Source organism: Serratia sp. TSA_130.1 (genome assembly GCF_052691795.1).
Map to the genome: position 1 here is coordinate 337,084 of NZ_JBQZFS010000004.1, position 23,377 is coordinate 360,460.

Consider the following 23,377-nt stretch of genomic DNA (forward strand, 5'->3'; position numbering starts at 1 on the left):
TTCGCCGTCCTTATGCCTGCACCAATGGGCCTGGGTTTTTCAGATACTGCTCTCGAATGGCGCGGGCAGACCAATAAGCCAGCGCCGCCACGGTGCCGGTCGGGTTGTAGCCCAGCCCTTGCGGGAAGGCCGATGCGCCGATCGAGAACACGTTGTGCACATCCCAGCTCTGCAGATAGCGGTTGACCGCGCTGGTCTTCGGATCTTCCCCCATCACCGCACCGCCGTTCATGTGGGTGGTCTGGTAGCTGGTGGTATCGAAGTGGCTGTTGGCGTTTTTCGGGCTGCCGGCGATCAGTTTCGGGTTCATCGCCTTGGCGATCGGCGCCATCTTGTCGTACATGAACTGCGCCATCTTGATGTCGTTTTCCTGCCAGTCGAACGTCATGCGCAGCAGCGGCTGGCCGAACACGTTCTTGTAGTTGGGATCGAGATCCAGATAGTTGTTGCGGTACGACTGGTGCGCGCCGTGGGCATCCATCGAGACGTGGTGGGTGTAGGCATCCGCCACCGCCGCTTTCCACTTGCTGCCCCAGGCCGGGGTACCCGGCGGGGTCGGCAGGCCGGAGATCGGCTTGGTGCCCGCCTGGTTGACCCAGAACGGCGAACCGCCGACGAAGCCTTCTTTGGCGTGATCGAAGTTGTCGGCGTTGAAGTCATCCACGCCCACGCCGTTGCCGCCGGCGCCGATGAACGGGTTGGTGAAGACGTCTTTATCAAAGAACGCCTTGATGGTGGTCATGTTCTGGTAGGCGAAGTTGCGCCCGACCACGCCTTCGCCGGTCACCGGATCGTAAGGCTTGCCGATGCCGGACAGCAGCATCAGGTGCACGTTGTGGAACTGGAACGCGCCCAGGATCACCAGGTCGGCCGGCTGTTCAATCTCACGGCCCTGCGCATCGACGTAGTTCACGCCGGTGGCGCGGGACTTGTCATCAGTCAGGTTGACCTTCAGCACGTTGGCGTTGGTGCGCAGCTCGAAGCGTTTCTCCATGCGCAGCGCCGGCAAGATGTTGACGTTCGGCGAGGCTTTGGAATACATGTAGCAGGCGTAGCCGCTGCAGAAACCGCAGAAGTTGCACGGACCCATCTGCGCGCCGTACGGGTTGGTGTAAGAGTCCGAGGTGTTGGCGGACGGCAGGTTGTAAGGGTGGTAACCCACCTCCAGCGCCGCTTTCTCGAACAGCTGGGCGGAGTAGGTGTTTTTCTGCGCCGGCAGCGGGAAGTCGTCGGAGCGATCCGGCGCAAAGCGGTTGCCGCCCTTCTGCGCCACTTTCTGCCCTTTGATGGTCCAGGCGGTGCCGGAGGTGCCGAACACTTTCTCCGCTTTGTCGAAGAACGGTTCCAGCTCGTCGTAGGTCACGCCGAAGTCCTGGATGGTCATGTCCTTCGGAATGAAGTTTTTGCCGTAGCGCTCTTCATAATGGCTGCGCATGCGCAGTTCGATCGGATCGACGCGGAAATGCACGCCCGACCAGTGCAGACCGGCGCCGCCGACGCCGGTGCCCGGCAGGAACGCCGCCAGCTGGCGATAAGGCACCGCGGTCTGGCTGCTGTTGTGGCGAATGGTGACGGTGCTTTTCGACAGATCCTGGAACAGCTTGCGTCGAATGTTATAGGTCAGCTCGTCGATCACCTGCGGATAAGAACCGTCCGGGTAGGTGTCGCGCATCGGGCCGCGCTCCAGCGCCACCACGTTGAGGCCGGCCTCGGTCAGCTCTTTGGCCATGATCGCGCCCACCCAGCCGAAGCCGACGATCACCGCGTCTACTTTTTTCATTACCGTTGCCATGGTTAGCCCCTCTCCCCACGAATCGAGACCGGCGGGAAGGGATAACGCTCCCCTCGCTCAACCCAGTCCATAAAATCGGCGCGCGCGCCCGGAAAATTAATCAGCTTCCAGCCAACCATGTCTTTGTTGCCGCCATGGATCGGATCGCTGAAGAAACCTTCACGGGTGTTTTGCAGCAGATAGGAGAAGAACAGTTTCGACGGCAGTTGCTGGAACTCCGCCTCGCCGGACTCGAACTTTTGCAGCAGGGCGTCTTGCTGCGCGCCATCCAGTTCGGCGAAAGGCTTGCCGGCGGTTTTCTTGCTGTAGGCGTCGGCGTCATGGATGCCGAGGTTGTAGATTTGCTTGGGCACCAGCGGCAGCTGGTAGCCCATCTCCTTCGGCACATCGGGGTTGAACGGCCCCTGCATGTACCAGATGGAACCGGTGGCGTACGGCGTGTTCATCTGGCGATCGATAAACTCCGGCACGCCGGCTTCCAGCGCGCCAGGGCCGCGTTCGTCGGCCGGGATCAGGCGCGCGACGGCGGCCTTGATGAAGGCCCACTCTTCCGGGGTGAAAAAGGTCGGTTGGTAATCGTTCTGCGTTGAAGTGTTCGAGGCAGCGACCGCTGGTGCTGGGGCCGTCAGCGCGCCAACGCCGCTGCCACCAATTACCGCCGCAGGAATTAAGGTCATCGATTTCAACAAGAAATCGCGCCGCGAATTGTTGGTTTTATGATTCGACATGTCACATTCCATCCAAAGATAGTCACAACTATTTAACCGCAACCTTGCGATCGATACGGGTTTTTAAAATAATTTGTTACTTATTTGTCTATTTATTGAAGGTCAGAATGCGAGCAAAAGCAAAAATGTTACCGGTAACTTATTGAATGAACGTAAAGATTTATCTGCTAACGTAAATTTAACTTTTTGTGCGGTTTTTCTGATAAGCGATGAGGAAATAACGAAAAATGAGAGGCGGGTCGCGCTAAAAACTGACGCCGAAAACAAAATCGGCCGCGTTCGGCGGCCGATTCAAAGGATGGGATTACTGCGACATCGCCTGATAAGCGGTGGTCACTTTCCATAAATAGCGCGGCGCCTGCGGTGCCGGGTGCTTTTTCTGGATGTGCTGATAAAACTCATCCGGACTCATCTGATTGATGCGATTAACCGCCACGCGCTTGTCCGAGGAGAAAGTGCGCAACATGGCGCCCGCCCCGTTCACATACGAAACGATGGTGGCGTAACGCAAAGTCTGTGGGTTGTTGATCCCGGCTAGCTGCTGGCTTTGAAGAATATTGATATAGGCCGTTCCCAGATCAATATTGACCGCCGGATCCTTCAGCTCACGCGAGCTGGGTTGCCCGCTTCGTCCTTTCATGCGATAGGCGTCGCGGCCGGCGGTAGAAGCCTTCAGCTGCATCAATCCCACTGCGTTCGAGGTGCTGACCACGTTCGGGTTAAACCCGGACTCCACCTGAATAATCGCTTTAATCAGCGTTTCGTCGACGCCGTAGTTGCTGGCGGCCTGACGAATGTAATCGTTATAAGCAACCGGGGTGCCTGTGCGGTTTACCGGTGCCTGCGGAGGGGGTTTTAACCAACCGCCGCGCGTTGTGCCACTGCCTGAAATATTGCTCGCCGTTTGCGGGTCTTTGGCGCACCCCGACAAAAGCAAAATTGCCGTAAGGCAACCTATTTTTGTTTTCACAGAATCCCTCACTCCTTTCAATGAGTTGCGTAGCATATACAACTTGTAAGGACACCTGCAGTAATTTTTTGGACTAATCTCAAGCTATCCATATACCAAGAGGTGATTTATGAGTCAATCTGCAACAAGCTGCTTTGTGGTGACTTTTCGCTATCAGGAAGCGGGACTGACCGACCTGGCCAAGCTGACCGGGCAATTGACCCGTGAAGGTTTTGTCACGTCGGTGACAGACGAAAATGGCGTTCATCATGAGCTCGGCAGCAACAGTTTTGCGTTCATAACCGTTCTGGATCAAGAGGATGTGCAGCGACTTGCGCAGGGGTTCGGGCAGTTGGCGTTGGGAAAACAGCCGGAGGTGGCGATCTGCACCTGTAAGGACTACCTTCAGCGGTTACATACTGATACATAAAATGCTATAACTCCCCGGACGGAATTATTTTTCAGTTGGAGAAATAGCCCCGCCGGCGGTGGGCAAGTGACGCTTGACTTCGCTTCAATTGATATTGATAATCATTTTCATTTGAACCAGGAGACGTCATCATGCCATTGATAACTTGCGCTTTTCGTCGCAGTCGCCCTCCCCGCGCTGCCGCACTGTTACGCCCCTTCACGCTCGCCTGTTTGCTGCTCGGCGCCGCTCTGGTCAGCCAACCCGCGCTGGCGGAAAAAAAGCTGCGCGTGGTGACCACTTTCACCATCATTCAGGATATCGCCCAGAACGTGGCGGGTGACGCCGCCGTCGTGGAATCCATCACCAAACCGGGCGCCGAGATCCACGATTACCAGCCCACCCCGCGCGATATCGTCAAAGCGCAGCACGCCGACCTGATCCTGTGGAACGGCATGAACCTGGAACGCTGGTTCCAGCGCTTCTTCGAGAACATCAAGCAGGTGCCGGCGGCGGTCGTGACCGAAGGCATCACCCCGCTGCCGATCCGTGAAGGGCCCTATAACGGCAACCCGAACCCGCATGCCTGGATGTCACCGAGCAACGCGCTGGTATATATCGAAAACATCCGTAAAGCGCTGGTGGCGCACGATCCGGCCAATGCGGAAACCTACAACCGCAACGCCAAGGCCTACGCAGAGAAAATCGGCGCGCTGGACGCTCCGCTGCGCGAACGCCTGGCGCGCATTCCGGCCGCGCAGCGTTGGCTGGTGACCAGTGAAGGCGCCTTCAGCTACCTGGCGCAGGACTATCAGCTGAAAGAAGTCTATCTGTGGCCGATCAACGCCGATGAGCAAGGCTCGCCGCAACAGGTCCGCCGGGTGATCGACGCGGTGCGCGCCCACCATATTCCGGTGGTGTTCAGCGAGAGCACCATTTCCGACAAGCCGGCCAGGCAGGTGGCGAAAGAGACCGGCGCCAAATACGGCGGCGTGTTGTACGTGGACTCGCTGTCCACCCGCGATGGCCCGGTGCCGACCTATATCGATCTGCTTAACACCACCGTGCAAACCATCGCCAAAGGATTCGATCAATGACCCATGAGCTGTTTGTCCGCCCTGAATTGAGCGTGGACGACGTCACCGTGACCTACAACAACGGGCACACCGCCATTCATAACGCCAGTTTTACCCTGAGCGGCGGTTCTATCTGCGCGCTGGTGGGCGTTAACGGCAGCGGTAAATCGACGCTGTTCAAAAGCATCATGGGGCTGGTCAAGCCCACCAGCGGCCGGGTGTCGCTGAGCGACAAACCGGTGGCGGACGCGCTGAAAAAGAACCTGATCGCCTACGTGCCGCAAACCGAAGACGTCGACTGGAACTTCCCGGTGCTGGTGGAAGACGTGGTGATGATGGGCCGCTACGGCAAGATGAATTTCCTGCGCATTCCGTCGCGCGAGGATCGCTTGCGGGTCGACAAGGCGCTGGAGCGCGTCGGCCTCAGCGAGCTGCGCGGCCGGCAGATCGGCGAACTCTCCGGCGGTCAGAAGAAGCGCGTGTTTCTGGCGCGCGCCCTGGCGCAGCAGGGCACGGTGCTGCTGCTGGATGAGCCTTTCACCGGCGTGGATGTGAAAACCGAGAATGCCATTATCGATCTGCTGCGCTCGCTGCGCGACGAGGGGCATTTAATCCTGGTTTCCACCCATAACCTCGGCAGCGTGCCGGAGTTCTGCGATCGGGTGATCCTCATCAACCGCACGGTGTTAGCCGCCGGCCCGACCGAAACCACCTTCACCCAGAGTAATCTGGAGCTGGCGTTCGGCGGCGTGCTGCGCCATATCAACCTCTCCGGCCCGGATCTGCACGACGACAACGATCCGCGCACCGTCACGGTGTTGACCGACGATGAACGCCCGGCGGTGTTCTATGGCCACACCAAGAGCGATCCGCCTGCCAACAGTCAGGCCAGGGAGAAACAATCCTGATGCTGGACCTTCTGCTGCAACCTTTCAGTTATAACTACATGGTGAAGGCCATCTGGGTCAGCGCCATCGTCGGCGCCGCCTGCGCGTTTCTGTCCGCCTACCTGATGCTGAAAGGGTGGTCGCTGATGGGCGATGCGCTGTCGCACTCGGTGGTGCCCGGCGTGGCCGGCGCCTATGCCCTCGGCCTGCCCTACGCCGCCGGCGCCTTCTTCACCGGCATGCTGGCGGCGCTGGCGATGACGCTGGTGCGCCACATCACCCGGCTGCGCGAAGACGCCATCATCGGCTTTATCTTCTCCACCTTCTTTGCCGTCGGCCTGCTGATCGTGTCGCTCAACCCCACCTCGGTCAACGTACAGTCGATCATCTTCGGCAATATCCTCGGCATCGCCGACGAAGACGTGCTGCAGGTGGAAATCATCATCGGCGTTTCGCTGCTGATCCTGTGCCTGGTGTGGAAAGATCTGCTGGCGGTGTTCTTTGACGAAAGCCACGCGGTGTCGATCGGCCTGTCGCCGCTGAAGCTGAAGATCCTGTTCTTCACCCTGCTCAGCGCCTGCACCGTCGCCGCACTGCAAACCGTCGGCGCCATTTTGGTGATCGCCATGGTGATCACGCCGGGCGCCACCGCCTATCTGCTGACCGACCGCTTCAGCCGGCTGGTGATCATCGCCATCATCATCGGCGCATTGACCAGCGGCATCGGCGCCTACCTGAGTTTCTTCCTCGACGGCGCCACCGGCGGGGTGATCGTCACCCTGCAAACGCTGGTGTTCCTGGCGGCGTTCTGCTTCGCGCCGAAACACGGCCTGCTGGCGGCAAAACGTCGCGTAGCACAGTCACCAACCGGAGGCCGCTGATGGACACGCTCTACCAACTGCTCAGCGAACCCTTCGCCTACCCGTTCATGCAGCGGGCGATCGTCGCCGCCATCGTCACCGGCGTGGTATGCGCCGTGCTCTCCTGCTATCTGGTGCTCAAGGGCTGGTCGCTGATGGGCGACGCCATCTCGCACGCCGTCTTGCCCGGCATCGTAGTGGCGTTCGTCATCGGCATTCCGCTGGCGATCGGCGCCTTCCTCTCCGGCATCTTCTGCGCGGTGGCCACCGGCTACCTGAAAGAGAACAGCCGGGTGAAAGAAGACACGGTGATGGGCATCGTTTTCTCCGGCATGTTCGCCTTCGGCCTGGTGCTGTTCTCGCGCATCGACACCGACCAGCACCTGAGCCACATTCTGTTCGGCAACATGCTGGGCATCACCGACGGCGAGCTGAAGCAAACCCTGCTGATCGCCGGCTTCACCCTGGCGGTGGTGTTGCTCAAGCGCAAAGACTTCATGCTGTACTGTTTCGACCCGCACCACGCCCGAGTGATTGGCCTGCCGGTCAAGCTGCTGCACTACGGGCTGCTGTGTCTGCTGGCGATGACCATCGTCGCCTCGCTGCAGGCTGTGGGGGTGATCCTGGTGATCGCCATGCTGATCGCCCCCGGCATCATCGCCTTTATGCTGTGCCGCCGCTTCGATCGCATGCTGATGGTGGCGACGGTGGTGTCGGTGTTCTCTTGCGTGCTCGGCACGCTGATCAGTTTCCACATCGACGGCGCAACCGGGCCCTGCATCGTCATTGTACAGGCCGTGCTGTTCGTTATCGCCTTACTGTACGGTAAACTGCGTCCGTTACAGCGTAACCAAACCGCCCTGGGCGACAGTTAAACGCCCTCCTCTGATGCGGCGGCGCTCTCCGCCGCATCCTGTTTCCTCTGCCCCCTTATCCGTTGTCATCAAGTTGCAACCGGTATTGCGCTTAAATTAATCAATAGGGTATATACTGTGAGCTGGCGGGATGCTGAAAAAATCGCCGCCTTTGACGCCGGCTGTGCGCCGCGTCGTGTTTTCACCACGGGAAAGACGCTAACCTAATGAATTATCAGGCAGCACAGAGGGGGAAATACCATGTGGCAAGCCGTTAGCCGTCTGTTAAGTGAACATCTTGGCAGCGCAGAGATACGCGAAAGGATTGAACTGCCCGGGGGCGACATTCACCCGGCGTGGCGCGTGAGTTACGGTGACAACGAGGTGTTCGTGAAATGCGACGCCCGTGAACAACTGCCGATATTCACCGCCGAGGCCGATCAGCTGGCGCTGCTGGCGCGCAGCAAAAGCGTGCGGGTGCCGGAAGTGTACGGCGTCGGCAGCGATCGCGACTACAGCTTCCTGCTGCTGGAGTATCAGCAGTTGAAACCCCTCGACGCCCATGGCGCCTACTGCCTGGGGCAACAACTGGCGCATCTGCACCAGTGGAGCGAGCAACCGCAGTTCGGTCTCGACTTCGACAGCGATCTGACCACCACCCCGCAACCCAACGCCTGGCAACGCCGCTGGTCGGAATTCTTCGCCGAGCAGCGCATCGGCTGGCAGCTGCAGCTGGCGGCGGAAAAAGGCATGACCTTCGGCGACATCGACGACATCGTCGATCGGGTGTATCTGCGCTTGCAGCACCACCAGCCGCAGCCTTCCCTGCTGCACGGCAACCTGTGGCCGGGCAACTGCGCGATGACCGCCAACGGGCCGATACTGTTCGATCCGGCCAGCTACTGGGGCGACAGAGAGTGCGATTTGGCGATGCTGCCGCTGTATCCGGAGCTGCCGCCGCAGATCTACGACGGCTATCAGAGCGTGTGGCCGCTGGGGGCCGGATTTATCGAACGCCAGCCGCTGTATCAGCTGTACTACCTGCTCAACCGCAGCAATCTGTTCGGCGGCCAGCATTTGGTGGCTGCCCAACGCGCGGTGGAGGCGCTGTTGCAGCCCGAAGCGTCATAACGTTCCGGGGCGCCGAGCGGCGCCCCGTTCATGGTTCAGGCCGCGCCGGCCAACTGCCCCAACAGGCGGATCACGAACCAGGCGATCACCGCAATCACGATCGGCAGGATGTACAGCGGGAAGTACTGCAGGAAGATGGTGTGGTGCGGCAGCGTAATGCGCTCCTCAAGCTGTTGGCGCGTGTGCCCTTCGCTGCCCTTGGCCTGCTCCAGGATCATCTGGTCTTCCAACCCTTCGCGGATGAACTTGACCTGACGCGACATGCGCGCGCCGGAAGCCTGCAGCGCCAGCCCGACGAAGATCAGAATATAGATGATGATGAACATCAGATTGGCGCCGCTGAACAGGCTTTTATCCACGTCGGGCACCGGTGAGTTGTACCAGAAAAGGTTCAGGAACGGCGTGTTGAAACGCACCATGTCCACCATCACGTGGACGAAATCCAGCATCACCGCGTTGATGCCCTTGGTTTTTTCACTGTGCTGATAGATAAAACCCAGCACGGAAATCAGCGTCGACAGCAACGCCGGGATAAAAACCACCCATCCGAGAATGCGTTTCAAAATGGCGAGACGCCCGGCCTGTTGATACGTCATGTGTTCCCCTTGTTAGCGACGTAACCGAATCGGCTAAGTCTACCTGCTGTTGGCGAAACTCGCCCACCGTTTTCTTCACTCCCGCTGTGCTACAAGCTTAGCCGAATTAGTCGAAATCAAAAACTTAACCGCGCCGGCACACTATCATTGAAGAGATAACGTTATCCATTCGGGCAGAGGCCGCCATGATTCGACTGATTATCTTATTGCTGGGCGCGCAGGCGCTGCACGGTCAGCGCCGTCTGTTGGTGCTGTTCGGTTGGCTGTGGATAGCCGCAGGGGCGCTGATGCTGTTCGACATCCTGCAGGATGGCCGGTCGGTGCTGGCGCTGGATGCCCTGGCGGTCATCCTGGCGCTGGAGGGGTTGGTGGCGGTATCCGCCGCGCTGGTGATCGGCTCTTCGGCCAGCAGGCCGGTGCTGCTGAAAGGATTGGGTTTTGTCTTTATGGCCTTTTTAATGCTGGACGTGCCCGCAGACGATAACATCGTCGCCACCGTGGTGTTTGGCAGCGCGCTGCTGCTTGACGGCGCCGTGCGCATCGCCTCCTCCACGGTGATTCAACACAGTCGATGGAAAGGCGTGGCGCTGGCGGGCAGCGGCGAGATCCTGCTTTCGTTGATGATTTTTGTCGGCTGGCCGGCGCCGCATCGGATGACGGTGCCCTTTTGCCTCGGCGTGATGATGGTGCTTTCCGGTTGGGCCTTATTGCGTATCGCCCGGAGACTGACAAGCTTCTCTCTGAATCAGCACCCCGCGCGGCAGCCACCGCACCCGGAGGATGAGACTGCGCCGCTCACGGTGTATGTCTGGACACCGATTGGTGCGGCTAAAGATCCGCGCCGGCGTTACATCGTCGACCGATACATCGCGGCGGTCGACGGCGGCGGCAATATCTCCACCGGTCACGCCGCCCTGGCGCTCGCGCCGGATGTGTATATCAGTCACTACCCGCTCAACGACATCAGCCATTCCGTTCAGGATTTCCGCCAGTTGTTGCATGCCGGCGAACAGAACAACGTCGACGGGCGTTTCCTGCCCGACCTGGCGGGCGAGATCGCCGCCTGGTGCCCCCCGGACAAGAAAATTCAATTCTACCGCTATAACCCGGCGGCGCTGCGCGCATTCTGGCTGCGTTATCGGCAGGACGCCACCTACAATCTGACCCGGCGCAACTGCTCCACCACGGTCATCGGCGCGCTCGACAGCGCGTTGGAAGGCGTGCTGGGCGATAAACATCTGTGGCGCCGCTTTCTGTTGCTGGTGCTCGATCCCAACCTGTGGATGCTGGCGGTACTGCGCAGCCGCGGCGAAAGCATGACCTGGACGCCGGGTTTGGTGCTGGACTACGCACGCATGTTGCAACAGGTCACCGAGCGTCAACACCAGCGCTGGTGGCTGAAATTGCGCGAGGTGTGGAATATCCTGCGTTTTGGCAAAAGCCAAACGCGCAGGCAAAGGTTTTAGTCTCGTCACCGGCGATGATAAAGTGTCGGGCACATTCACCCGCGCCGGCAGGAGTTAACCGTTAATGGCTTATTCGCAACGCATTGAAACCGCAATTTTTGATATGGACGGCTTGTTGATCGACTCGGAACCGCTGTGGCTGCAGGCTGAGTTGGATATCTTCGGCGCGCTGGGTTTGGATCTGTCCGACCGTCACAAGCTGCCGGACACGCTGGGGCTGCGCATCGATCTGGTGGTGAAAATGTGGTATCAGGCGATGCCGTGGCAAGGGGTTTCGCTTGATGAGGTGTCGGCGCGGATTATCGAGCGCGCCATCGAGCTGGTGCACGAGACGCGTCCGCTGCTGCCGGGCGTTCAGCAGGCGCTGGAGCTGTGTCGCAGCCAGGGGCTGAACATCGGTCTCGCCTCCGCCTCGCCGCTGCACATGCAACGGCAGGTGCTGAAGATGTTCGAGCTTGAGGATTACTTCGATCAGCTGGTTTCCGCCGAATACCTGCCGTACAGCAAGCCGCACCCGGAGGTCTACCTGATCGCCGCCGAACGCCTGGGCAGCGATCCGCTGCGCTGCATCACGCTGGAAGACTCGTTTAACGGCATGATCGCCACCAAGGCCGCACGCATGCGTTCCATCGTGATCCCGGCAGCCGAATACCGTCACGATCCGCGCTGGACGCTGGCGGACCACAAGCTGGACACCCTGGAACAGCTCACCCCCGCCCACTTTGCCTGACCTGCGGCGCCGGCCATCGGCGCCCTGGGTTTGCCGCTCTGCGTCATAAAAGGGATCCGCACCGCAAAATAAACGAAACACCGTTTCATTTTATTGAATTGGCATGACGTTCTCATTATGCTGCATGGCAGGGAAAGCGACGGCCCGCGGCGCGTTGTCACTGCCACGCAGCGCGGTTCAAGGCCGCCGCTTCCTCCCGCCACACGCCGAGCAACCGTCTTTTTTCTCACCGCCATACGCCCCCCATCGCCCGCTTTTTGTTCTCGCGCGTCAAAATCGATGCTTTGTTACCCATTGCCGTAACAAGCCGTTGTAAAACAGGGGAAAATAAACAATTGGTTACAGGGTAACTGCTTCCACTACTGGGAATTTTCCCATATACTGGATAAATTAACAGTTTACCAGTCGGAATCGCAACAGCATGACTGCGGAAGGACACCTTATATTCTCTGTCGCTTGCGCGATCTTCGCCAAGAAGGCGGAAGTGACGCCAGAGCTGGCTACCGGCGACTGGTGGCACATCATACCCGCCGCGCTGCTGACCTCACTGCTGCCGGACATAGATCACCCCAAGTCGGTGCTGGGCCAGCGTCTGCGCTGGATCGCCATTCCCATCGCCCGCGCCTTCGGCCACCGCGGTTTCACCCACAGCCTGCTGGCGATCGCCGGCGGCATGGCGCTGTTTCAGCTTGATGTGCCGCGCAGTTGGCCGATCCCGGCCGACGCGCTGCACGCCATGATCATCGGTTACTTCAGCCATCTGCTGGCCGACATGCTCACGCCCGCCGGCGTACCGCTGCTGTGGCCATGCCGCTGGCGTTTTCGCCTGCCGCTGCTCAACTCGCAAAAAGGCAACCAGCTGGAGCGGGTGCTGTGTCTGTGCCTGGTGGCGTTTGCCATCTGCTGGCAAGGTGATTTCACCCTGCCGGTGCAATCCTATGTCGAGCAAATCAGAAATATCAGACTCTGATCACAAAAAAACGCTTAACCCATCACCTTGAAGTATATAAAACGAACAAAAACACACAAAAAGCTATATCAAATTCCATTTGGATATAAGTGGGCCACTCGGCAAACTGTTACGATATTTACATCGCGACATACGTGATGCGTTGTCGTTTTTATAAGAAAGATTATTGGAGACATTGGGGATGAATCTTCCGCTCGTGATTAACGTGCTGGTGTTTGTCGCGCTCCTTTTGCTGCTGGCGCAAACCCGCCACAAGCAATGGAGCCTGGCGAAAAAAGTGCTGGTCGGCCTGGTGGTCGGCGTGGTGTTCGGTCTGGGCCTGCAGCTGGTGTACGGCTCCGACAACCCGGTACTGAAAGAATCCATCAGCTGGTTCAACATCGTCGGCAACGGCTATGTGCAGCTGCTGCAAATGATCGTCATGCCGCTGGTGTTCGCCTCGATCCTGAGCGCGGTGGCCAAGCTGCATAACGCCTCTTCTCTGGGCAAAATCAGCGTACTGACTATCGGCACGCTGCTGTTCACCACGCTGATCTCCGCGCTGGTGGGCGTGCTGGTCACCAACCTGTTCGGCCTGACCGCCGAAGGCCTGGTGCAGGGCGCGCAGGAAAGCGCGCGCCTGACGGCGATCCAGACCAACTACGTGGGCAAACTGGCCGACCTGACCGTGCCGCAGATGGTGCTGTCGTTCATCCCGAAAAACCCGTTCGCCGATCTGACCGGCGCCAGCCCGACGTCGATCATCAGCGTGGTGATTTTCGCCACCTTCCTCGGCGTGGCGTCGCTGCAGCTGCTGAAAGACGACAAGCCGAAAGGCGAGCGCGTGTTGGTGGCTATCGACACCCTGCAGGCCTGGGTGATGAAGCTGGTGCGTCTGGTCATGAAGCTGACGCCGTATGGCGTGCTGGCGCTGATGACCAAAGTGGTCGCCGGTTCCAACATTCACGACATCGTCAAGCTCGGCAGCTTCGTGGTGGCCTCCTACATCGGCCTGGCCATCATGTTCGTGGTACATGCCATCCTGCTGGCCTTCACCGGCGTGAACCCGATGAAGTTCTTCCGCAAGGTGTGGCCGGTGATCACCTTCGCCTTCACCAGCCGCTCCAGCGCCGCCAGCATTCCATTGAACGTGGAAGCGCAGACCCGTCGTCTGGGCGTGCCGGAATCCATCGCCAGCTTCTCGGCGTCGTTCGGCGCCACCATTGGCCAGAATGGCTGTGCGGGCCTCTACCCGGCGATGCTGGCGGTGATGGTTGCGCCGACCGTCGGCATCAACCCGCTGGATCCGGTGTGGATCGCCACCCTGGTCGGCATCGTCACCATCAGCTCCGCCGGTGTGGCGGGCGTGGGCGGCGGCGCCACCTTCGCCGCGCTGATCGTGCTGCCGGCGATGGGCCTGCCGGTGACGCTGGTCGCGCTGCTGATCTCGGTCGAACCGTTGATCGACATGGGCCGCACCGCGCTGAATGTCAACGGCTCGATGGCGGCAGGCACCATCACCAGCCAGCTGATGAAGCAAACCGACAAAGCCGTGATGGACAGCGAAGACGAAGTCGAACTGGCTCACCGCTAACGCCGTCTCAGAACAAAAAAACCGGGGATTATCCCCGGTTTTTTTATGCCCCGCTTTCGGTCGTTACGGCCGCTCGCCGTTCGCCAGCCGCCGGTTGATATCGGCGATCACATCCGGTAATTGCGCCAGCGTGTCTATCACATAATGCGCGCCCGCCGCGTACAGCTTATCGGCGGCCGCCGTGCGGCGCTGCGCTATTTCCCCCGCCGCCATTTGACGGTACTCCGACCAGGTAGCGCCGAACTCGTTGCCGGACAGCGCCAGCCCGACGCTCCACATCCCGGCGTTCAGCCCTTCGGCAATGCCCGGCACCGCGTCATCCACCTTCACGCAGTGCGCCACCGCATCGATGCCCAGCACGATGACGTTCTGCAACGCCATCCACGGCCCCGGCCGCCCGCCGGCCGCGAGATCGTCAGTGGCGACCCAGTAATCCGGCGCGTAACCGCGCTGCGCGGCGGCCGGCGCCAGCACCTCCATCACCGCGCGCGGATAACCGGAGCAGGAGCCGATTTTAATGCCCTGTTCGCGCAGCCCGGCAATCACCTGCGGCACGCCCTCAATGGGATCGGCGAAGTCGATCACTTTGGCGATTTGCAGCGGCATAAACGCCTGATACAGCGCGTCGATGTCTTGATGGCTCATCGAGCGGCCCAGCTTCTGTCGCCAACGCGCGTCGACCGCCGGCAGTTTGCCCAGCGCCTCGATGTGCTGCCATTTGCCGAGGCCCATCGGAATGCGCGCTTCCGCCAGGCTAATATCGATATCGAAGGTGTGTTTGAACGCCTCGACGAAAATCTGCGTCGGCGCAAAGGAGCCAAAGTCCACCGTGGTGCCGGCCCAGTCGAGGATCACTGCGTTGATCTGTTTCATGGTCAATCCTTATTGATTCCAGTACATCGCCTGCCCGACGGCCGCCAGCAAACGTTCGATATCCTGCGGATAAATTTCCCCGATGTTGCCGATGCGGAAGCAGTCGCTCTGCGACACTTTGCCGGGATAAATCACGAAACCTTGCTGCTTCAGGCGCTGATAAAACTCGGCGAAGCGGTAAGTGTCGGCCTTCGGCGAATAGAACGCGGTGATGATCGGCGAATGCAACGCATCGTCCAGCAGGGTTTCAAAGCCCAGCTCGCGCATGCCCGCCACCAGCCGACGCTGATTAGTCTGATAGCGGTGGTGGCGCGCGGCAATGCCGCCCTCTTGTTCCAGCTCTTTCAGCGCCTGCGCGAAGGCCAGCACGGTGTGGGTCGGCGACGTAAAGCGCCATTTGCCGGCCTGATCCTCCATACAACGCCACTGGGCATACAGATCCAGCGACAGCGAGCGTGAGCGGCCGGCGCATTTCTCCAGCTCGCTGCGGCGGGCGATGACAAAAGCGAAGCCCGGCACGCCTTGAATGCATTTGTTGGCGGAGCTGATCAGAAAATCGATGCCCAGCGCGTCCACATCCAACGGAATGCCGCCGAAGCTGCTCATGGCGTCGACGATAAAGGTCTTGCCGTTGCGCGCCGCCAGACCGGCAACCTTCTGCAGCGGGTTGAGCATGCCGGTGGTGGTTTCACAGTGCACCATGGCGATATGGCTGATGCGCGCATCGCTTTTCAGCACCGCCTCCATCGCCGTCACATCCGGTTCATTCACCTCACCGCAGTCGAAAGCGTGGTGGTCGATATCCATCAGCCGCGCCATTTCGATCATCCGCGCCCCGTAGGCGCCGTTATTGACGATCAGCAGCTTGTCCTGCGGGCCGATGACCGTGCCCAGCACGCCCTCTACCGCGAAGCTGCCGCTGCCTTGCAGCAGCACCGAGGTATAACCGGCGGACGGCGTCGCCAGCGCCACCAACCGTTGGCGAATGCGCTGCACCACGCCGAGGTTGTAATCTTCATCCCAGGTGCAGCTGTCATACAGCATCGCCTCTTTCACCGTTTTCGACGTGGTCAACGGGCCGGGGGTCAACAGCAGGTAGTTACGATCGGACATGTTATTCACCTATTGGTCTATACCAGATTGTGCGCATTGTGGCGGCAAATTCCTGCCTCGGTCAAACGACAAAGCGCGGTGAAACAAAAAATTCATCTGGCTATGTATAATAAGCGCGTGCCGGAATGTCGGGCCGATGCCATAGCGAGACGAAATGAAAGAACATCAGGGCGATATGCCTCACTACCTGCAGATCAAGGATCAGCTTCAGGCGCGCATCACCCGCGGCGCGCTACAGGCCGGCGATAAGCTGCCTTCGGAGCGCGAGCTGTGCGCCATCTTCTCCACCACCCGCGTCACCATTCGCGAAAGCCTGGCGCAATTGGAAGCCACCGGCGCCATCTACCGCGCCGATCGCCGCGGCTGGTTCGTCACGCCGGAACGGCTGTGGCTGGATCCGACGCAGAACACCAACTTCCACCGTCTCTGTCAGGAGCAAGGGCGCACGCCGCGCACCGCACTGCTGTCCGGCGAAAAAACCACGGTGCCGCTCGACGTGATGCAGCCGCTGGCGCTCGAACCGTTCGATCAGGTGTATCTGCTGCGCCGCGTGCGGTATGCCGACGGCCGCGCCATCTGCTATTGCGAGAACCACTGCCTGCCGCAGCGGGTGCCGGCACTGCTCAGTCACGATCTCAACGGCAGCCTGACCGAGGTTTATCAACAGCATTACGATTTGATTTACAGCAACATGCACCTGTCGTTCTACCCGACCGCCCTGCCTTATCGCGCCGCCAACGCGCTCGGCGCCATGGTCGGCCTGCCCGCGTTGCTGCTGCGCCGGTTGAATTACGATCAGCACGGCCGCATTCTCGATTTCGATATCGAATACTGGCGCCACGACAGCCTGCGCATCGAAGTCGATACGCTTTAACCCCCTGCATGCCGGGGCTGCGCCTGCCGCTCCGCCTTTCTCTCCCACGCCTAATCCCCGTCTCCGGCAACTATATTTTGCCGCTTTCATTTGTTTGTCATATTTGCCGATTAGCTTGGCCGCATATCTGGTGTATACCAGTTTCGCATAAACCCGCACAGTGAGGCTGAAGCTATGAAATTCTCTCGTCTGGTCGTGATGACCGCCATCGCACTCGGCGCCGCGCCGGCCTGGGCCGCCGACGCGGTGGTGACCGTCTACTCCGCCGATGGTCTGCACGACGGCGATCACAGCTGGTATCAAACCCAGTTCGACGCCTTCACCAAGGCGACCGGCGTCAAGGTGCAGTACGTCGAAGGCGGCTCCGGCGCCATCGTGGAACGCCTGTCGAAGGAGCGCAGCAACCCGCAGGCCGACGTGCTGGTGACGCTGCCGCCGTTCATCCAGCGCGCCGCCGCGGAAAAACTGCTGCAGGATTTCACCCCGCAGGATGCGGCGCAGATCGCCGACGCCCAGCCGCAGTTCGTGCCGCTGGTGAATAACTACCTGAGCTTCATCTATAACGCCAAACTGCTGCCGCAGGCGCCCGCCAGCTATCAACAACTGCTGGACGCGCAATTCCGCAATAAGCTGCAGTACTCCACGCCGGGTCAGGCGGGTGACGGCACCGCGGTGATGCTGCAGGCGTTTCACAGCTTCGGCAGCAAAGATGCCGGTTTCGACTACCTCGGCAAGCTGCAAAACAACAACGTCGGCCCTTCGGCCTCCACCGGCAAGCTGACCGCGCTGGTCAATAAAGGCGAGTTGCTGGTGGCCAACGGCGATCTGCAGATGAATCTGGCGCAGATGCGCAGCAACCCGAACGTGAAGGTGTTCTGGCCAGCCGGGCCGGACGGCAAACGCAGCACGCTGGTGCTGCCTTACTACATCGGCCTGGTGCAAGGCGCGCCGCAAAGCGCCAACGGCAAAAAACTGATCGACTTCCTGCTGAGCAAAGAAGCGCAGAGCAGCGTCAGCGCCATTTCCTACGGTATGCCGGTGCGCAAGGACGTCACCCCGACCGACGATAACTTCAGGCAGTCGCAGGCGGCGCTGAAAGGCGTGGACATCTGGGCGCCGGACTGGGACCAGGTGGTGAGCAGCCTGTCCGCCGATATCTCCCGCTGGCGCCAGGTGACCGAATGACGCTGACGATGCCTTCTACCCTCTCTTCCCGCGCCGAGGCGCGGGATAGCAGCCTCGACATCGCCGGGCCGTCGGGCATTCAGCTCAACCGCGTCAGCGTGTCGTATCGCGGCACCGAGGTGCTGAAACCCCTCACGCTCACCATCGCCCCCGGCGAAGTGCTGGCGCTGATCGGCCCCTCCGGCTCGGGCAAAACCACCGTGCTGCGGGCGATCGCCGGATTCGTGCAGCCCTCCGCCGGACGCATCGCCATCGGTGACATCGATGTCACCGACGTGCCGCCCTATGAGCGCGGCCTGGGCATGGTGGTACAGAACTACGCGCTGTTTCCGCATATGCGCGTCGAGGACAATGTGGCGTTCGGCCTGCGCGCGCAAGGCAAGCCGCGCGGCCTGACCGCCGAGCGCGTCGAAGAAGCGTTGGCCATCGTCGGCATGTCCGCCTACGCCAAGCGCTATCCCAGCCAGCTTTCCGGCGGCCAACAGCAGAGGGTGGCGATCGCTCGCGCCATTGCGGTGCGCCCCAAAGTCTTGCTGCTGGATGAGCCGCTGTCGGCGCTGGACGCGCAAATCCGTCACAGCATGGTGGAAGAGATCGCCCGCCTGCACCGCGAGCTGCCGGATCTGACCATCCTGTACGTCACCCACGATCAGGGGGAAGCGCTGACGCTGGCGGACAAGATCGGCATCATGCGCGACGGCCACCTGATCGCCCACGGTGAAACCCGCGCGTTGTACCACCATCCGACGAACCGCTTCGCCGCCGAGTTTCTCGGCCGCGCCAATCTGCTGCCGGCCACCGCCCTTGAGACTACCGCGCAGCAAGGCATGACCACCGTCAGCTGCGCCGGCAAAGTGATCGGTTGTTTCACCTACGGCGCACAACGCGGCTTCGACAAGCTGCTGTGCATCCGGCCGCAGCATATTGCGCTTGATGCCGACGCCCAGCGCAGCAACTGCCTCATCGGCACGCTGCGCGATATTCATTGGCAGGGGGAGCTGACGCACCTGCAGTTCGAGGTACAAGGCCATTCGCTGCGCGTGGTCACCACCCATCGCAGCCGGATGCCGCAGATCGGCGAGCGCGTGCCGCTCTATTTCGCCCCCGACGATGCGGTACTGATCGAGGACTGACATGACCGACTCTACGCTTACTCGCCCGGCCCAGCGGCTGCGTTTGCCGCGCCGCCTGTGGATCCTGTTGCCGCTGCTGGCGCTGGCGACGCTGTTTTTCTACCCGCTGGCGTTGATCGTCAAACAGGCGTTTACCGACGAACAAGGGCTGTTCAGCGCCGCTGCGCTGCAGCAGGCGTTCGAATCACGCCGCTTTGTCGGCGCCCTTCTCAACACGCTGCAGATCGCGCTGCTGGCGACGCTGGGCTGCCTGGTGCTCGGCACCCTGCTGTCGCTGCTGCTGGTGTTCACGCCGTTCCCCGGCAGCCGTCTGATCGCCCGGGTGATCGATACCTTTATCGCCATGCCGACCTTCCTCATCACGCTGGCCTTCACGTTCATCTACGGTTCCGCCGGCCTGCTGAACGGCACGCTGATGGCGACCTTTGGTTTCACCCTGCCGCCGGTGGATTTTCTTTACTCCATTTGGGGGGTGATCCTGGCGGAAATCACCGTGTTTACCCCGCTGGTGATGCGCCCGCTGATGGCGGCGCTGTCGCAGATCGACCGCAGCCAGCTCGAGGCCGCCAGCATCCTCGGCGCCCGGCCGGGGCGCGTGGTGCGCCAGGTGATTTTGCCCGCCGCGCTGCCGGCCTTGCTGGCCGGCGGCAGCCTGTGTTTGCTGTTGACCACCAATGAGTTCGGCATCGTGCTGTTTATCGGCGCCAAGGGCGTCACCACGCTGCCGATGATGGTCTACTCCAAAGCGATTCTGGAGTCGGATTACGCCGTCGCCTGCACGATCGCCGTCGTGAATATCGCGCTATCGCTCGGGCTGTTCTCCCTTTACCGCTACGCCGCGGCGCGCGCCGGGCTGAGGAACTGACAATGTTGATTTGGTCCCGCACCGGACGCACCCTGACCTGCACGTTGACGATCACGCTGTTCGCCCTGTTCTTCTGCCTGCCGCTGGCGGTGATCCTGATGTCCAGCCTCAGTGAGCAGTGGAACGGCGTGCTGCCGAGCGGTTTCACCCTCAACCACTTCCGCCAGGCGTTCAGCGGCGCCTCCTGGGACGCACTGATCGCCAGTCTGGCTATCGGTTTCAGCGCCAGCCTGTTCGCGTTGTTGTGCGGCACCTGGGCGGCGTTGGCGCTGCGCCACGTGCCTGAACGCGGCCGACGGCTGCTGGGCACGCTGTTTTTCATTCCCAGCGCGGTGCCTTCGGTCTCTATCGGTTTGGGGATGCTGGTGGCGTTCAGCCAGGGGCCGCTGCAGATGAACGGCACCTTCCTGATCGTGCCCGCCGCCCACTTCGTGCTGATTTCCGCCTTTACCTTCGGCAACGTCATGGCCGGGCTGACCCGGCTGCCTGACGACTACGAGAACGTCGCCGCCAGCCTGGGCGCTTCGCCGCTGTTTCGCCTGCGCCACGTCACCCTGCCGATGATCGCCCCCTACATGATCTCCGCCTTCGCGCTCAGCCTGTCGCTGTCGATGGGGGAGCTGGGCGCGACCATGATGATCTACCCGCCGAGCTGGGCGACGCTGCCAGTCACGATCTTCAGCCTGACCGATCGCGGCAGCATCGCCAATGGCGCAACGCTGACCATGATCCTGGTGGCGGCCACGCTGTTGCTGATGTTGGTGCTGGAGCGGATTTCTCAGCGGCTGACGCCCGGCGCAAAATAACAGCAAGGCGCCGTCATGGCGGCGCCTTGCTCATCGAAACGCAGGTCAGAACGGGTAGTCGTGATAGCCCTGCTGTTCGGAAATGCGTCGGGCGGCGACGTGCAGCAACGCCACATACTCCTCCCGCGCCGCTTCGGAAAAGCGCAGCGTCGGGAAAGAGATGCTCAGCCCGGCGATCGCCACCCCGAACCTGTCAAAAACCGGTACCGCGATGCAGCGGATCCCCGCATCTTGCTCTTCGGCATCTTCGCCGTATCCCTGCGCACGCACCCGATCCAGCACCGGCAACAGTTCGGCGGCGCTGGTCAGGGTATGCTCGGTGCTGCGGGTAAATTCAATCTGCGACAGGATCTGCGCCACCTCATCCCGCTCGCGCCAGGCCAGCAGCACCTTGCCGATGGCGGTGCTGTGCAGCGGGTTGCGGCGGCCGATGCGCGAATACATGCGCAGGTTGTACATCGCGTCGATCTTATGGATGTAGACGATGCCATCCTCGTCCAGGGCGCCGAGGTGGATGGTTTCACGGGTATGATTCGACAGCTCGCGCATCTGCACGTCGGCGCTACGGATCAGATCGACGTTCTGCAACGATTTGGCGCCCAGTTCGAACAGCTTGAGCGTCAGCGCATACTTTTCCGTCTCGCCCTCCTGTGAAACGTAACCCAGCGCTTTCATGGTCTGCAGAAACCGGTAGACGGTGCTTTTAGACATCATCACCCGCTGGGACAGTTCGGTAATGCCTATCTCGCGCTCATCGCCGAGCGCCTGCAAAATGCCGAACACTTTCATCACGGATGAGACGGCATCCGGTTGCTTGTCTGAATCTGCGTTAGCCATGGCGAATACCCTACTTAACGGTTTTGTTTCAGGAAATTTAAACAAGGGTTTCAGTATAATCGGAACAGATCGCGACGCGCAACGCAGCTGAAGGCTAAGCGATTGAAGCCAAATGAATAACCGCCTGCCGCTCACCGCCGTTTACAATTAAGCGGACAAGGGGCATGCAATCGCAGGCGAATATGATTAGCATGATAATACTCTCCTGAATAAATACCGCTGAGACCTGCATGCGTCCTTGTTCCGACGGCCTCCCCGTCCCGCAACGCTATGGGGCGATCCTCGCCATCGCCCTCGGCATTACCGTATCCGTGCTCGACGGCGCGATAGCCAACGTGGCGCTGCCCACCATCGCGCGCGATCTCAACGCCAGTCCGGCCAGTTCCATCTGGGTGGTTAACGCCTATCAACTGGCGATCACCGTCTCTTTGCTGTCGCTGGCGTCGCTCGGCGATCTGGTCGGCTATCGCCGCATCTATCAGGCTGGATTGCTGGTGTTCAGCATCACCTCACTGTTCTGCGCCCTGTCCGACTCGCTGCTCACCCTGACCATCGCCCGCGTGCTGCAGGGCTTTGGCGCCGCCGCCATCATGAGCGTCAACACCGCGCTGATCCGCATCATCTACCCGCAGCGTTTTCTCGGCCGCGGCATGGGCATCAACTCGCTGATCGTCGCCTGCTCCTCGGCGGCCGGGCCGACGGTGGCGGCCGCTATCCTGTCGGTCGCGTCCTGGCAATGGCTGTTCGCCATCAACCTGCCGATCGGCATCGTCGCGCTGCTGCTGGGGATGAAATTCCTGCCGGCCAACGGCCAAAAAAGCGATAACCGCCGTTTCGATCCCACCAGCGCCGTGCTGAACGCGCTGACCTTCGGCCTGCTGATCACCGCCATCAGCGGCTTCGCCCAGGGCCAGAGCCTGACGCTGATCTTCAGCGAGATCGCCGCGCTGCTGGCGATTGGCGCGCTGTTCGTGCGCCGCCAGCTGCGCCAGGAATTTCCGTTGCTGCCGGTCGATCTGCTGCGCATTCCGATCTTCGCCCTGTCGATGGGCACCTCAATCTGCTCGTTTGCCGCGCAAATGCTGGCGATGGTGTCGCTGCCGTTCTTCTTGCAAAGCGCATTGGGCCGCGACGAGGTGGCGACCGGGCTGCTGCTGACGCCGTGGCCGCTGGCGATCGTGGTGATGGCCCCGATCGCCGGCCGGTTGGTGGAACGCGTGCATGCCGGCCTGCTGGGCTGCATCGGGCTGGCGGTGTTCGCGCTCGGGCTGTTCTCGCTGGCGCTGCTGCCCGCGGCGCCGTCGAATATGGACATCATCTGGCGCATGGTGCTGTGCGGCGCCGGTTTCGGCCTGTTCCAGTCGCCCAACAACCACACCATCATCTCCGCCGCACCGCGCAACCGCAGCGGCGGCGCCAGCGGCATGCTGGGCACTGCCCGTCTGCTGGGACAAACCTCGGGAGCCGCCCTGGTGGCGCTGATGTTCAACCTGTTCCCGGCCTCCGGCACCCACGCTTCACTGATCCTGGCTGGGGTGTTCGCCACCCTGGCGGCGGCCGTCAGCAGCCTGCGCATCACTCAACCGACGACGCAAACGGCGCAGCCCAGCCGCGAGGTGAAATAGCGCACATAAAAGAGCCGAGCCCCATCGATTGTAAAACCGACGGGA

General features: G+C 60.9%; 23 protein-coding genes. 16 read left to right on the forward strand and 7 right to left on the reverse strand.

Annotated features, from left to right (window positions below; translation table 11 throughout):
- Positions 1-10: 10 nt before the first annotated feature.
- The 3 genes from ACUTQY_RS17240 to ACUTQY_RS17250 all read right to left on the reverse strand — a co-directional run bounded on the left by ACUTQY_RS17240 (position 11) and on the right by ACUTQY_RS17250 (position 3,490).
- Positions 11-1,792: a GMC family oxidoreductase gene (locus ACUTQY_RS17240; RefSeq protein WP_004931432.1), complete on the reverse strand. Its 1,782-nt coding sequence runs from the start codon at positions 1,790-1,792 to the stop codon at positions 11-13.
- A gap of 2 nt (positions 1,793-1,794) precedes the next feature.
- Positions 1,795-2,520, reverse strand: a complete 726-nt coding sequence (locus ACUTQY_RS17245) for a gluconate 2-dehydrogenase subunit 3 family protein (RefSeq protein WP_033642869.1) — start codon at positions 2,518-2,520, stop codon at positions 1,795-1,797.
- Between the two features lie 304 nt (positions 2,521-2,824).
- A complete protein-coding gene (locus ACUTQY_RS17250) occupies positions 2,825-3,490 on the reverse strand; it encodes a transglycosylase SLT domain-containing protein (RefSeq protein WP_004931439.1) in 666 nt (221 codons plus the stop codon).
- Between the two features lie 109 nt (positions 3,491-3,599).
- Here ACUTQY_RS17250 and ghoS point away from each other — a divergent pair, with 109 nt between their 5' ends.
- The 6 genes from ghoS (at position 3,600) to ACUTQY_RS17280 (ending at position 8,686) form a co-directional block, all read left to right on the forward strand.
- Positions 3,600-3,899, forward strand: coding sequence for a type V toxin-antitoxin system endoribonuclease antitoxin GhoS (gene ghoS / locus ACUTQY_RS17255; protein ID WP_033642868.1), 300 nt, complete (start codon positions 3,600-3,602; stop codon positions 3,897-3,899).
- A 131-nt stretch (positions 3,900-4,030) separates the two neighbouring features.
- Entirely contained in the window at positions 4,031-4,975 is a 945-nt protein-coding gene (locus tag ACUTQY_RS17260) for a metal ABC transporter substrate-binding protein (RefSeq protein ID WP_033642867.1), read from the forward strand.
- Positions 4,972-5,862 (forward strand): manganese/iron ABC transporter ATP-binding protein, encoded by an 891-nt coding sequence (locus ACUTQY_RS17265; protein ID WP_033642866.1) that lies wholly within the window; start codon positions 4,972-4,974, stop codon positions 5,860-5,862. The genes ACUTQY_RS17260 and ACUTQY_RS17265 overlap by 4 nt, the downstream gene beginning before the upstream one ends.
- Positions 5,862-6,722 carry an iron/manganese ABC transporter permease subunit YfeC gene (gene yfeC, locus ACUTQY_RS17270; RefSeq protein WP_016927980.1) on the forward strand — a complete coding sequence of 287 codons (861 nt, stop codon included), beginning with the start codon at positions 5,862-5,864 and terminating at the stop codon, positions 6,720-6,722. The genes ACUTQY_RS17265 and yfeC overlap by 1 nt, the downstream gene beginning before the upstream one ends.
- The gene (locus ACUTQY_RS17275) at positions 6,722-7,576 is read left to right on the forward strand and encodes a metal ABC transporter permease (protein ID WP_033642865.1); all 855 of its coding nucleotides are present in this window, start codon (positions 6,722-6,724) and stop codon (positions 7,574-7,576) included. The genes yfeC and ACUTQY_RS17275 overlap by 1 nt, the downstream gene beginning before the upstream one ends.
- Before the next feature lie 240 nt (positions 7,577-7,816).
- The gene (locus ACUTQY_RS17280; RefSeq protein ID WP_033642864.1) at positions 7,817-8,686 is read left to right on the forward strand and encodes a fructosamine kinase family protein; all 870 of its coding nucleotides are present in this window, start codon (positions 7,817-7,819) and stop codon (positions 8,684-8,686) included.
- A gap of 35 nt (positions 8,687-8,721) precedes the next feature.
- Here ACUTQY_RS17280 and ACUTQY_RS17285 read toward each other — a convergent pair whose 3' ends face one another.
- Positions 8,722-9,282, reverse strand: a complete 561-nt coding sequence (locus tag ACUTQY_RS17285) for a YniB family protein (protein WP_025302601.1) — start codon at positions 9,280-9,282, stop codon at positions 8,722-8,724.
- Positions 9,283-9,467: 185 nt separating this feature from the next.
- Between ACUTQY_RS17285 and ACUTQY_RS17290 the strand changes: the two genes are divergently transcribed.
- From ACUTQY_RS17290 to ACUTQY_RS17305, 4 genes are all read left to right on the forward strand, one after another.
- Positions 9,468-10,748: an HdeD family acid-resistance protein gene (locus ACUTQY_RS17290; protein ID WP_046686946.1), complete on the forward strand. Its 1,281-nt coding sequence runs from the start codon at positions 9,468-9,470 to the stop codon at positions 10,746-10,748.
- A gap of 64 nt (positions 10,749-10,812) precedes the next feature.
- Complete coding sequence (gene hxpB, locus ACUTQY_RS17295; RefSeq protein WP_033642862.1) at positions 10,813-11,478, forward strand: hexitol phosphatase HxpB; 666 nt, start codon at positions 10,813-10,815, stop codon at positions 11,476-11,478.
- 421 nt (positions 11,479-11,899) lie between these two features.
- Complete coding sequence (locus tag ACUTQY_RS17300) at positions 11,900-12,448, forward strand: metal-dependent hydrolase (RefSeq protein WP_033642861.1); 549 nt, start codon at positions 11,900-11,902, stop codon at positions 12,446-12,448.
- Positions 12,449-12,629: 181 nt separating this feature from the next.
- The gene (locus ACUTQY_RS17305) at positions 12,630-14,021 is read left to right on the forward strand and encodes an L-cystine transporter (protein WP_016927986.1); all 1,392 of its coding nucleotides are present in this window, start codon (positions 12,630-12,632) and stop codon (positions 14,019-14,021) included.
- A gap of 63 nt (positions 14,022-14,084) precedes the next feature.
- On the opposite strand, the gene phnX is transcribed toward ACUTQY_RS17305, so the two are convergent.
- A complete protein-coding gene (gene phnX / locus ACUTQY_RS17310; RefSeq protein ID WP_033640524.1) occupies positions 14,085-14,894 on the reverse strand; it encodes a phosphonoacetaldehyde hydrolase in 810 nt (269 codons plus the stop codon).
- 9 nt (positions 14,895-14,903) lie between these two features.
- Positions 14,904-16,007 carry a 2-aminoethylphosphonate--pyruvate transaminase gene (gene phnW, locus ACUTQY_RS17315; RefSeq protein ID WP_033640525.1) on the reverse strand — a complete coding sequence of 368 codons (1,104 nt, stop codon included), beginning with the start codon at positions 16,005-16,007 and terminating at the stop codon, positions 14,904-14,906.
- Positions 16,008-16,161: 154 nt separating this feature from the next.
- On the opposite strand from phnW, the gene phnR reads away from it, so the two are divergent.
- From phnR to ACUTQY_RS17340, 5 genes are all read left to right on the forward strand, one after another.
- The gene (gene phnR, locus ACUTQY_RS17320; protein WP_033642859.1) at positions 16,162-16,881 is read left to right on the forward strand and encodes a phosphonate utilization transcriptional regulator PhnR; all 720 of its coding nucleotides are present in this window, start codon (positions 16,162-16,164) and stop codon (positions 16,879-16,881) included.
- A gap of 174 nt (positions 16,882-17,055) precedes the next feature.
- Complete coding sequence (locus ACUTQY_RS17325) at positions 17,056-18,066, forward strand: 2-aminoethylphosphonate ABC transporter substrate-binding protein (protein ID WP_033640527.1); 1,011 nt, start codon at positions 17,056-17,058, stop codon at positions 18,064-18,066.
- 8 nt (positions 18,067-18,074) lie between these two features.
- Positions 18,075-19,199 carry a 2-aminoethylphosphonate ABC transport system ATP-binding subunit PhnT gene (gene phnT / locus ACUTQY_RS17330; protein WP_046688468.1) on the forward strand — a complete coding sequence of 375 codons (1,125 nt, stop codon included), beginning with the start codon at positions 18,075-18,077 and terminating at the stop codon, positions 19,197-19,199.
- Position 19,200: 1 nt separating this feature from the next.
- Entirely contained in the window at positions 19,201-20,064 is an 864-nt protein-coding gene (gene phnU / locus ACUTQY_RS17335) for a 2-aminoethylphosphonate ABC transporter permease subunit (protein WP_033642857.1), read from the forward strand.
- Positions 20,065-20,066: 2 nt separating this feature from the next.
- Positions 20,067-20,870: an ABC transporter permease gene (locus tag ACUTQY_RS17340; protein ID WP_033642856.1), complete on the forward strand. Its 804-nt coding sequence runs from the start codon at positions 20,067-20,069 to the stop codon at positions 20,868-20,870.
- Between the two features lie 45 nt (positions 20,871-20,915).
- Here ACUTQY_RS17340 and kdgR read toward each other — a convergent pair whose 3' ends face one another.
- Entirely contained in the window at positions 20,916-21,707 is a 792-nt protein-coding gene (gene kdgR / locus ACUTQY_RS17345; protein ID WP_046686945.1) for a DNA-binding transcriptional regulator KdgR, read from the reverse strand.
- Positions 21,708-21,937: 230 nt separating this feature from the next.
- Here kdgR and ACUTQY_RS17350 point away from each other — a divergent pair, with 230 nt between their 5' ends.
- Positions 21,938-23,332: an MFS transporter gene (locus tag ACUTQY_RS17350; protein ID WP_033642854.1), complete on the forward strand. Its 1,395-nt coding sequence runs from the start codon at positions 21,938-21,940 to the stop codon at positions 23,330-23,332.
- Positions 23,333-23,377: the final 45 nt, after the last annotated feature.